Below are 10,187 nucleotides of genomic sequence, written 5' to 3' on the forward strand. Positions count from 1 at the left end.
GCCGAGTGCTCTCCCGCGCAGGCATGGCGTGATCCTCATGAGCGAAACCCTAGCCGGATCGTGGCCTGCGCAACGCCGGAGCGGGTCGACAACTCCCGTGGCGACGATGTGCCTACCGTGGTGCCCGTGACGGAGACGCAGACAGCGCCGGACCAGCAGTCGGACATCTCGGACGAGCCGGTCGCCGCGTCCCCACCGGGCGCCCCGCGGTGGTTCCGCGACACCGCCGCGATCCTCGTCGCGGCCGCGCTGCTGGTGACCGCGATCCTGGTGCCGTTCTACGGCTCGCCGGAGCTGAAGCTGAACATCTTCGTGCTCGCACCCCCGCTGTTCGGGGACGTCGACCCGCACGGCAACTACAGCACCGCCGTCGCCGTCGCGATCGGTCTGCTGGTGATCGCGATCGGACCGTGGGCGGCGCGCGCCCTGCGGTGGGGGCCTCTCGTCGTCGTCACCTGGGTCGTCGCGATGGCCTGGACGCTGAGCCTCGCCCTCATCGACGGCTGGACGCGCGGCATCTCGGTGCAGCTCGACCGTCCCGACGAGTACATGCCGACGGCGCGCGGTGTCTCCGACATCGGTCGGATGCTCCAGACGTTCGACTCGCGCATCCTCGACTTCCAGCCGAACTCGTGGCCGACGCACGTGTCCGGCCACCCTGCCGGTGCGCTGCTCAGCTTCGTCTTGCTCGACCGTGTCGGCCTGGGCACCGGCACCCGCGCCGGCGTGTTCTGCATCGTGGTCGGGACGAGCGCCGCGATGGCGATCCTCGTCGCGGTGGGACGCCTCGCCGGCCAGGACACCGCGCGACGGATCGCACCGTTCGCGGCGGTCACCCCGGCCGCGGTGTGGATCGGGGTCTCCGCCGACGGCTACTTCCTCGGTGTCGTCGCCTGGGGCATCGCGCTGCTCGCGATCTCGGCGACCACCGATGCCCCGAGGGTCCGCGCGATCGCCGGTGTCGGCGCCGGTGCGTTGCTCGCCTGGGGGATCTTCTGCAACTACGGGCTCACCCTCATGGGCGTCGTCGCGGTCGCCACCCTCGTCGTCGCCCGGAGATGGAAGCCGTTGCTGTGGGCGGTCCCCGCCGCGATCGTCGTGGTGGGCGCGTTCGCGCTCGCCGGCTTCTGGTGGCTCGACGGCTATCACCTCGTCTACGAGCGCTACTACCAGGGCATCGCGAGCAAGCGGCCCTACTCCTACTGGGTGTGGGCGAACTTCGCCGCGTCGATGTGCGCGGTCGGCCCGGCAGCCGTCGTCGGACTCGGGCGCACCCTCCGCTGGGGCGCCATCCGTCGGCGCGAGGCCGTCGTGATCCTGGGCCTCGCAGGCCTCGCAGCAATGGCTCTCGCCGACCTCTCGGGTCTGAGCAAGGCCGAGACCGAACGCATCTGGCTGCCGTTCGGCGCATGGATCCTCACCACGACCGCGTTGCTCCCGCCGAAGCACGCGCGGTTCTGGCTCGCCGCCCAGGTCCTCACCGCACTGCTGATCAACAGCATCGTGCGGACGCACTGGTAGGACGCGTCAGTCGCGCAGCGGCGCCGTCGCGAACTCGGCGAGACCCTCGGACGGCAGGATCGTCGCCTCGAAGCCCAGGATCTCGCGGGCCCGCGCCGGGTCGGCGACGATGTGCCGGACGTCGCCCGGGCGGAACCGTCCGGTGACCACCGGGGCGTCGCCCCCCACCGTCCGACTCAGCGTCGCCGCGACCTCGCCGATCGAGATCGGTTGTCCCGAGCACACGTTCAGCGGGACGAAACCGGCCGGCGTGTCCTCGATCGCCGCCACGTTGGCGCGGGCGATGTCGTCGACGTGGACGAAGTCCCGCATCTGGCCACCGTCCTCGAAGACGGTCGGCGCGGTGCCTGCCTCGAGTTGGGATCGGAAGATCGCCGCGACACCGGCATACGGGGTGTCCTTCGGCATGTTCGGGCCGTAGACGTTGTGGTAGCGCAGCGCGGTCACCGACCCGCCGGTCTCCAGGACCCACGCCTTCGCGAAACCTTCCTGGGCGGCCTTGCTCGCCGCGTAGTAGCTGCGCGGTGCGAGGGCCGCCTCCTCCGGGGTCAGTGTCCAGCGGGCGACCGCACCGTCGGCCAGGTATCGCTCGAACCGGCCCGCCTCCAGCGCTTCTCGGGTCCGCTCGGGCGGATCGACGACGGTCCCGCTGACGTCGACGTAGGTGCCGTCGCCGTAGACCACCATCGACGACGCGAACACCAATCGGGTGACCCCGCGCCGGTACATCGCGGCGAGCAGGCGCGCGCTCACGAGGTCGTTGTCGGCGGCGTAGTCCGGCGCGTCGTTGGCGTCGACACCGGCACCCACCCGAGCCGCCTGATGGCACACGACGTCGACACCGTCGAGCAGGGCGTCGATGTCGGTGTCGCGCAACTGCTCCACGAGAACACCCTCGGGCGCCACCGCACCGGGGCCGTGCGCGGCGGGGATCATGCCGTCGACGCAGACGACGTCGTGGTCCCGCTCGACGAGCTGTCGGCGGATCGCGGTGCCGATGAACCCGGCTGCGCCGGTGAGCAGGACGCGCATCAGCGGGCCATCAGCGCGTCGAGATCATGACCGCCGGCAGCGCAATCACACTCGGCCGCCGCAGGATCGGTGTCGACGAGCGCAACGGCGTGCGACAGCAAGCCTTTGAGCATCTGCAGGCTGCGTTCGAAGACCGCATACACCTCGGTCTCCGACACACCCTCGCCCTCGGCCACACCGGCGTCCAGATCGGTCACCAGGGCCACTGCCGCGTAACACATCTGCAGCTCGCGGGCGAGCACCGCCTCGGGGTGGCCGGTCATGTTGACCAGCGTCCACCCCTGCGCGGCGAACCAGCGACTCTCCGCGCGGGTGGAGAACCGCGGACCCTCGACGACGACCATCGTGCCGCCGTCGACGACGGGCGGCTGCGCGGGCGCCGACCGCGCGGCCTGCGAGGCGTGGCCGCGCAGCGTCGGACAGTAGGGGTCGGCGAAGCTCACGTGGACTGCGCTGGTGTCGAAGACGGTGTGCTCGCGGCCCGAGGTGCGGTCGACGAGTTGGTCGGGGATGACGACGGCACCCGGACCGATGTCGGGTGTGAGGCTCCCGACGGCGCACGGTGCCAGCACACGTCGCACCCCGAGCGACCGCAGCGCCCACATCGTCGCCCGGTACGGGACGCGGTGCGGCGGGTACTCGTGGCTGCGTCCGTGCCTCGGCACGAACGCCACCCGCACGCCGTTCACCGTCCCGACCGAGATCGGAGCGCTCGGCGCCCCGAACGGGGTGTCGACGACGACGTCGCGCGCCTCGTCGTCGAAGAAGGAGTAGAAGCCGGTGCCGCCGATGACCCCGATCGTCGGGGCGTCGTCCAGGGGTGCGCTCACCGGGCCAACAGTAGGTGGTCCGCGCCTGCGCCCGACCCTTGCCACGACCGTTGCTCCGGCGAATGATCGACGGTGTGGAGCGCACGATCGTGCGGTGCCAGTCCGGCGCCCTGTACTCGACCATCTGGATCCCGATGGCCTCGTTCAAGGCGGTCCGGCTCGGGGACACCCGTCTGCAGCGCTGCCCGGTGCACCGGAAGTGGGAGCGCGCGCGGCGTGTCGATCCCGCGACCCTCAGCGCCGCGGTCCGCGCCGCCGCGGAGCAGGTGCAGGACATCGGCATCCCGTGACCGTGGGTCAGGGCGCCGGCACCACCGACGCGTAGTGATCGGCGATCTCGCCGGGCGTGGTGAACCAGACGCCGTCGGCGTGCGACGTCATGTGCTCGAGTGCGGCGCGCACCTGCCGCAGCCGGTAGGGCTGGCCGGCGAGGAACGTGTGCAGCGAGACCGACAACACCACCGGCTGGCGTTCGGCGTTCTCGCGCAGCTCGTCGAACGAGTCGGTGATCATGCGCGCGAACGTCTCCGCCGTGTGGTGGTGGTGTACGAAGACCGGCAGGTCGTTGACCTCGTGCGGGTAGGGCACCGACAGCAGCGGTCCGCTGCGCGTCGTGAGCCAGACCGGCTGGTCGTCGATCGGCCAGTCGAGGGTGTAGGTGAACCCCTGCTCGGCCAGCAGGTCCTCGGTGATGCGACTGGGGGCCGCACCCGGGCTCATCCACCCACGCGGGGGTGCCCCCTCGCCGTCGGTGATGGCACGGCGGACGAGGTCGATCGTCTCCCGTTCGGCCTCACCAGTCAGCGAGTTCGGTGTCGCCGAGTTGGTCCGTCCGTGCGCCACGAACTCCGCCCCGAGCGCACGGAACGCGGCCGGGACAGCCGGGGCGTGCTCGTAGATCTCGGAGTTGACCAGCGCGGTCGGTCGGATGCCCACCCGTTCCAGGGTCTCGGCGACGCGGAACGCCCCGACACGGTTGCCGTACTCACGCCAGCCGTAGTTGTACGAGTCCGGTTGGCTCATGCCCGGCGTGAACCCGAGGTCGGTCGAGCCGTCGTCGTAGGCGAAGTGTTCGCAGTTCACGGCGACGTAGACCGCCAGCCGGGCTCCCCCGGGCCAGTCGAAACCGGGGCGGTCGGTGATGGCGGAGTGATCGAACCTGCCGTGCGTGGGGAGGGCCATCTCCCCATCATGCGTGGCGCAGGTGGCCGCACGTCGGCGCGATACCCTCACCACCGTGACTTCCGCTGACACGGCCACGACCGCGGGGCCGGACCGGGGCGACGGATCGACCGCCGGTCGGCGCGTCGTCGCCCGCGGCCTGTTCACGGGCACCTCACCCGTCGCGAACGAGGCGCTCTACGCCGTCATGGAGAAGGGCAGCGCGAGCCGCACCCGGACCGGGCTGCACCTCGAGCGCGGCGCCCACGCGGACATGAACACCTTCTTCGGGCGGTTTCCCGCGAGCTACTGGCAGCGATGGACCACCGCGTCGTCGGTGACGGTCACCGTCACGGTCGCGACGTCGGCACACCTGCGTCTCGTGCTGTGGGCCTCCGACATCGGCAGCCACCGCCGCATCGTCGACGCGACCGAGGTGGTCGGCGACGAGACCGTCGAGATGACCGCGCCCCTGACGGCCTTCGCCGACGGCGGGGCGATGTGGTTGTCGTTCCAGGCCATCGACGGGACGGCGCGGATCACCGACATCGCGTGGTCGGTGGAGACCGCCGAGGCCCCGCGGCCGGTGTCGATCGCCATCTGCACCCACAACCGCGTCCGGCACTGTGCCGAGACCGTCGCCGCGCTCGCGTCGGATCCCGACGCGTTGTCCGTCGTCGACGCGATCTGGGTGGTCGACCAGGGCGACACCCCGGTGGAGGAGCACCCGCTCTTCGACCGCGTCCGCGGGGAGCTCGGCGACACGCTGCACTACCTCCGACAGGCCAATCTCGGTGGTGCGGGCGGGTTCAGCCGCGGCATGTACGAGGCGGCCCAGCGCACTCCGCACGGCGACGTCGTCCTCATGGACGACGACATCCTGTGCGAGCCCGAGACCGTCCTGCGTCTGGCCGCGTTCGCGGCGATGACGTCCGGCCCGTCGATCGTCGGCGCGCAGATGTTGTTCCTGCACAACCCGACCCATCTGTTGGCGACCGCCGAGAAGGTCGACCTGGTGAGCCTGCGGCGGGGCGTCACCGACGACAGGTACGTGCAGCAGAACAAGAACATGCTGAAGAAGATCTCCGACCGTCGGGCGGAGGCGCAGTACAACGGCTGGTGGACGTGCCTCATCCCGGCCGAGGTGATCACCACCATCGGCATGCCGCTGCCGGTGTTCTTCCAGTGGGACGACGTCGAATACGGCCTCCGTGCCGCCCGCGCGGGGATTCCGACGGTCACCCTCCCGGGCGCCGGCGTGTGGCACGCCGACTTCTACTGGAAGGACGTCGACGGGTTCGGCCACTACTTCGCCACCCGGAACGGGTTGATCACCGCCGCACTGGAACCGGGATTCGCGCCCGACGCCGTCGCGAAGGAGATGGGGCGGGCGATCGCCCGGTCGATCGTCAGCCTGCAGTACGGCCTGGCGCACACGCAGTTGCGCGCCCTCGAGGACTTCCTCGCCGGGCCGTCGATCCTCGACGACGGTGGCGCGGCCGCGCTGCGGGAGATCAACGCCGAGCGGCGCGCCTACGCCGACACGCAGGTGGTGCCCGTGTCGGCCATCGGGCCGTCGGTCCCGATCCGACGTGCGGCCCCACCGCCGAAGCCCGGCTGGGAGGACGCCGTCCTCGCCAAGCGCACCGTCGCCCACGCGCGCGGTCGGCTCATCCGCGGTCCCGTCGCGATCTCCTACGAGGACGCGCAGTGGTGGCACGTCGGTCAGTTCGACCACGTCTTCGTCACCGACGCCTCGCAGCACGGATGCCGTGAACGCCGCTACGACCGCGACACCGCGCGCCAGCTGAGCGAGCGACTCGTCCGCATCAGCCTGCGTCTCCGGCGTGAGGCGCCGGGGGTGGCCGCCGCCTACCGCGATGCCATGCCGACGCTGACCAGCGTCGACAACTGGGCTCGGCTCTACGGGATCGACGCACCGGTCGACTGAGCGTGCGGGCATCCGCCGCGGGACGGACCTGTCGGTGGACGGCTGTACGGTCGGGCCTCCCCGCCCGACTCGCCGAAGGAGCCCACCATGACCGATCCGAACCTGTCCCTGGTCGCCGCACTGCTCGACCGGTCGGGCTCCATGCAGTCGATCGTCGACGACACCTGCGGTGGCTTCGACGCGTTCATCGCGACGGAGCGTTCCGCCGACGTGGAGACCGTCGTCTCGCTGGCGCAGTTCGACACCGAGTACGAGCAGGTCTACACCCACCGGCCGATCGTCGACGTGCCTCCGCTCGACCTCCAGCCGCGGGGCGGGACCGCCCTGCTCGACGCGATCGGGCGGTTCGTCACCGAGATCGGCACCGATCTCGCGGCCCGGCCCGAGGAGGAGCGTCCCGGCGCGGTGACCGTGCTGGTGATGACCGACGGGATGGAGAACTCCAGCCGCGAATGGACCGTCGACGCCGTCCGCGCACTGATCCGACAGCAGGAGGAGCAGTACGCGTGGACGTTCGTGTTCCTCGGCGCGAACATGGACGCCGTCGACGTGGGCACCTCCATGGGCTTCTCGGCCGACCGGTCGCTGACCTACGCCGCCGCCCCGGACCAGGTGCGCAAGGCCTATCACGCGGTGTCGAACCTGCAAGCACGCGGCCGGGAGTCCCGCCGCGCGGGCCGACCGGTCGAGGGTTTCACCACGGGCGAGCGCGACAGCACCGCGCCCCGGTGACGCGCCGGCGACCGACTCAGGCCCGGACGCCGACCTCCCGCACGATCGACTCGACGATCTCTCCGCTCCGGATGGCGATGTTGCTGAGGAGCGACGAGGTCAACCCGTGGGTGTGCTCGGTGCCGCCCTGCAGGAACACCGGGCCGCTCAGCGGGCGTCGCGTCCGCAGCCGGTAGTCGCGCGACACCGACGGCTGATCGGACCCGGGCGCCTCGCGCAGGACGTCGTCCGACAGATCGCCGAGGATGTCGAGCGGCATCGGCGTGAACCCGGTGGCGTACACGACCGCGTCGCACGTCAACTCCTCGACCGTGCGCGTCGGGTGGTGTTCCACCGCGACCCGGACACCCCCGACCCGGTCGTCACCGAACTCGACGGCCTCGCGCACGCTCGACGCCCCGCGGAAGAACAGTCGACGGTGCCCGGCGACCCGCTCGGCGTACTCGCGCGTGTACAGCTCCTCGATGAGCGGCAGGTCCACGCAGGAGTAGTTGGTGCCGCGGTGGTAGTCGAGCAGCTGACGGCGGACGGTCGGCTCGGCGACGTAGAAGTCGTCGACGGCGGTCGGGTCGAACACCCGGTTCGCGTAGGGACTGTCGTCGGCGGGGCTGTACCCGTACTTGGCGAACACCCCGTGGACCTCGGCGTCCGGGTAGGTGCTGTGCAGATGGTCGGCCACCTCGGCCGCACTCTGCCCGGCACCCACCACGACGAACCGTTGCTGGGTCGGTGCGGGCAGCTGGGCCAGCCGGTCCAACAGACGGTGGTTGTGGAACTGACGCGACGACTCGACGACCCCGGCGGGCAACCGGGGGTGGAGCCCGCCGGCCAGGACCACGGAGCGTGCCCGCACCTGCGACCGACGCCCGCGCTGTTCTGTCTCGACGACGAGGTGGTCGTCCTCCTCGCGCACACCCACCGCGCGGGTGCCGTAGTCGACATGTGCCCGGACCGTCGACGCCGCCCACTCGAGGTAGTCGTGGAACTCGAGCCGTGTCGGGAAGAACGTCTGGTGGTTGATGAACTCGGTGAGACGTCCGCGCGCCGTCAGGTAGGCGAGGAAGCTGTAGCGGCTGCGGACGTTCCGCTGGGTCGCGAGGTCCTTGAGGAACGAGATCTGCATCGTCGTCCCGGGGATGAGCATGCCGGTGTGCCACCCGAAGCGCTCCTGCGCCTCGACGAAGGCGGCATCGATGCGCCCGGACGGGTCATGGACGGCGTTGTACTCCTCGATGGCGATCGCCAGACCCAGGTTGGACGGGCCGAAGCCGACGCCGACGACGTCGAGCACCGCCTCGTCGTCACCCATTGCGCGCGTGGTGATCTCGTCGTCCGTGAGGGTCATCGGACACCGACCCGTCCGGACGTCGCGACCGCGTCCACGTCGGACCGCCACTGATCGTCGGCGCCGGGGACGGGTTCGGCGGGATCGTCGCCGAGCGCCACGATGCTGTTGTCCGCGTCGACGTGCACCACGCGGGCGCGGTGAGAGGCGAGTTCGGATTCCTCGACGTCCCGGAAGGACATGATGATGACCAGGTCTCCTGGCTCGACGAGATGCGCTGCGGCGCCGTTGATCCCGATGACACCGGATCCCGCCGGCCCGGGGATCACATAGGTGGTGAGCCGGGCGCCGTTGGTGATGTCGACGACCTGCACCTGCTCGCCGTCGACGATGTCGGCGGCGACCATCAGGTCCGTGTCCACGGTGATCGATCCGACGTAGTGCAGGTCGGCCTGTGTCACCGTCGCCCGATGTATTTTGCCGCCCAACATGGTTCGGCGCATGAAGCCCTCATTCCGTATTCGCGTGACGCCGCGGACGCGGACGTCCAGAACTGAGCACAGGCTAACCTATATAACGCGAATTAGGTAATGATACCCTAACCCGCATGTCACACCCTCTGACCTCACCCCGGGCGGCGACTCGCCGCTCCCGCTCGACCCGGCTGCTGCGCCTCGGCGTCGTCGCCGCGGTTGCCGCCCTCGGGATCGGCCTCGTGGCCGCCTGTGGGTCCGACGCCGACAGCTCGTCGTCCGGCCCCACCGTCACCGTCGACCACAAGTTCGGCAGCACAAAGGTCCCCGCCGATCCGAAAAGGGTTGTGACGGTGGGCTACAACGATCAGGACTTCGTCCTGGCGCTGGGCGTGGTCCCGATCACCACCCGAGCCTGGTACGACTCGTACAACTCCATGCCGTGGGTCAAGGAGGCCACCGACGGCAAGGGGGTTGCGTCCATGCAGGGCGACAGCGCCGACTTCGAGGCCATCGCGGCTGCGAAGCCCGACCTCATCCTCGACATCTACGACACGGTCGACCGCAAGACCTACGACCGTCTCTCGCAGATCGCCCCCACCGTCGTCCAGCCCGGTCAGTACAAGGACGAGGAGACACCCTGGGACGCACAGCTCCTGCTGACCGGACAGGCACTGGGCAAGCAGGACCGGGCTCAGGCGTTGGTGACGGAGGTCCGCGGCAAGATCGACGCCGCGAAGGCGGCGCACCCGGAGTTCGCCGGCAAGACCCTCGTGGAGGACTTCGGTCCCGAGAACGGCGGGCACTACCTCATCGGCGCCAACGACCCCCGCCGAACACTGTTCGACGCGTTGGGTTTCCGCGCGCAGGACACCGTCGGTGATCTCTCCGAGGAGAAGCTCTCCCTGCTCGACCGGGACATCCTCTTCGTCAACGGCGCGACGAAGCAGCAGATGTCGGCCTCGCCCGCCTTCAGCCGGCTGGCCGTGGTCCGCGAGGACCGCACGCTCTACACCACGTTCGACTCGCCCCTGTCGGGCGCACTGGCCTACAGCGGACCGAACGCACTGATGTACGCCCTCGACGTCCTCGTCCCGCAGCTGTCCAACGCACTGTCCGGCCGCCCCGTGGCCGACCTCGCGATGGCCTGAGCCACCCCCCGTCACCCACCGACGAAGGGCGGCCGATCCCCGGATCGGCCG

10 protein-coding genes are annotated in these 10,187 nt (G+C 70.4%); 5 read left to right on the forward strand and 5 right to left on the reverse strand.

Annotated features, from left to right (window positions below):
• The first annotated feature begins 165 nt into the window (after positions 1-165).
• Positions 166-1,521 (forward strand): hypothetical protein, encoded by a 1,356-nt coding sequence (locus tag LX12_RS03835; RefSeq protein WP_372504942.1) that lies wholly within the window; start codon positions 166-168, stop codon positions 1,519-1,521.
• Between the two features lie 6 nt (positions 1,522-1,527).
• Here the strand turns inward: LX12_RS03835 and LX12_RS03840 are convergent, their stop codons facing one another.
• Both LX12_RS03840 and LX12_RS03845 read right to left on the reverse strand, forming a co-directional pair.
• Complete coding sequence (locus LX12_RS03840) at positions 1,528-2,553, reverse strand: NAD-dependent epimerase/dehydratase family protein (RefSeq protein WP_253653223.1); 1,026 nt, start codon at positions 2,551-2,553, stop codon at positions 1,528-1,530.
• Complete coding sequence (locus LX12_RS03845; protein ID WP_253653224.1) at positions 2,553-3,383, reverse strand: S-methyl-5'-thioadenosine phosphorylase; 831 nt, start codon at positions 3,381-3,383, stop codon at positions 2,553-2,555. Before LX12_RS03845 ends, LX12_RS03840 begins: the two co-directional genes overlap by 1 nt.
• A gap of 74 nt (positions 3,384-3,457) precedes the next feature.
• On the opposite strand from LX12_RS03845, the gene LX12_RS03850 reads away from it, so the two are divergent.
• Positions 3,458-3,673 carry a hypothetical protein gene (locus LX12_RS03850; protein ID WP_253653225.1) on the forward strand — a complete coding sequence of 72 codons (216 nt, stop codon included), beginning with the start codon at positions 3,458-3,460 and terminating at the stop codon, positions 3,671-3,673.
• A gap of 7 nt (positions 3,674-3,680) precedes the next feature.
• Here the strand turns inward: LX12_RS03850 and LX12_RS03855 are convergent, their stop codons facing one another.
• A complete protein-coding gene (locus tag LX12_RS03855) occupies positions 3,681-4,565 on the reverse strand; it encodes a polysaccharide deacetylase family protein (protein ID WP_253653226.1) in 885 nt (294 codons plus the stop codon).
• A 55-nt stretch (positions 4,566-4,620) separates the two neighbouring features.
• On the opposite strand from LX12_RS03855, the gene LX12_RS03860 reads away from it, so the two are divergent.
• Positions 4,621-6,495, forward strand: coding sequence for a glycosyltransferase (locus LX12_RS03860; RefSeq protein ID WP_253653227.1), 1,875 nt, complete (start codon positions 4,621-4,623; stop codon positions 6,493-6,495).
• An 87-nt stretch (positions 6,496-6,582) separates the two neighbouring features.
• Positions 6,583-7,227 (forward strand): vWA domain-containing protein, encoded by a 645-nt coding sequence (locus LX12_RS03865; protein WP_253653228.1) that lies wholly within the window; start codon positions 6,583-6,585, stop codon positions 7,225-7,227.
• Between the two features lie 16 nt (positions 7,228-7,243).
• Here the strand turns inward: LX12_RS03865 and LX12_RS03870 are convergent, their stop codons facing one another.
• The gene (locus LX12_RS03870) at positions 7,244-8,572 is read right to left on the reverse strand and encodes a lysine N(6)-hydroxylase/L-ornithine N(5)-oxygenase family protein (protein ID WP_253653229.1); all 1,329 of its coding nucleotides are present in this window, start codon (positions 8,570-8,572) and stop codon (positions 7,244-7,246) included.
• Positions 8,569-9,015, reverse strand: coding sequence for an aspartate 1-decarboxylase (gene panD, locus LX12_RS03875; RefSeq protein ID WP_253653230.1), 447 nt, complete (start codon positions 9,013-9,015; stop codon positions 8,569-8,571). Before panD ends, LX12_RS03870 begins: the two co-directional genes overlap by 4 nt.
• Before the next feature lie 104 nt (positions 9,016-9,119).
• On the opposite strand from panD, the gene LX12_RS03880 reads away from it, so the two are divergent.
• Positions 9,120-10,136, forward strand: a complete 1,017-nt coding sequence (locus tag LX12_RS03880; protein ID WP_253653231.1) for an ABC transporter substrate-binding protein — start codon at positions 9,120-9,122, stop codon at positions 10,134-10,136.
• The last annotated feature ends 51 nt before the right edge of the window (positions 10,137-10,187 follow it).

The sequence above is a fragment of the Williamsia serinedens genome, from assembly GCF_024171725.1.
Taxonomy (GTDB): domain Bacteria; phylum Actinomycetota; class Actinomycetes; order Mycobacteriales; family Mycobacteriaceae; genus Williamsia_A; species Williamsia_A serinedens.

Excerpts from the sequence above, each read along its gene's own strand:
- LX12_RS03870 (WP_253653229.1), bottom strand. The coding sequence starts at position 8,572 with ATGACCCTCACGGACGACGAGATCACCACGCGCGCAATGGGTGACGAC.
- LX12_RS03880 (WP_253653231.1), top strand. The coding sequence starts at position 9,120 with ATGTCACACCCTCTGACCTCACCCCGGGCGGCGACTCGCCGCTCCCGC.
- LX12_RS03855 (WP_253653226.1), bottom strand. The coding sequence starts at position 4,565 with ATGGCCCTCCCCACGCACGGCAGGTTCGATCACTCCGCCATCACCGAC.
- LX12_RS03840 (WP_253653223.1), bottom strand. The coding sequence starts at position 2,553 with ATGCGCGTCCTGCTCACCGGCGCAGCCGGGTTCATCGGCACCGCGATC.
- panD (WP_253653230.1), bottom strand. The coding sequence starts at position 9,015 with ATGCGCCGAACCATGTTGGGCGGCAAAATACATCGGGCGACGGTGACA.
- LX12_RS03865 (WP_253653228.1), top strand. The coding sequence starts at position 6,583 with ATGACCGATCCGAACCTGTCCCTGGTCGCCGCACTGCTCGACCGGTCG.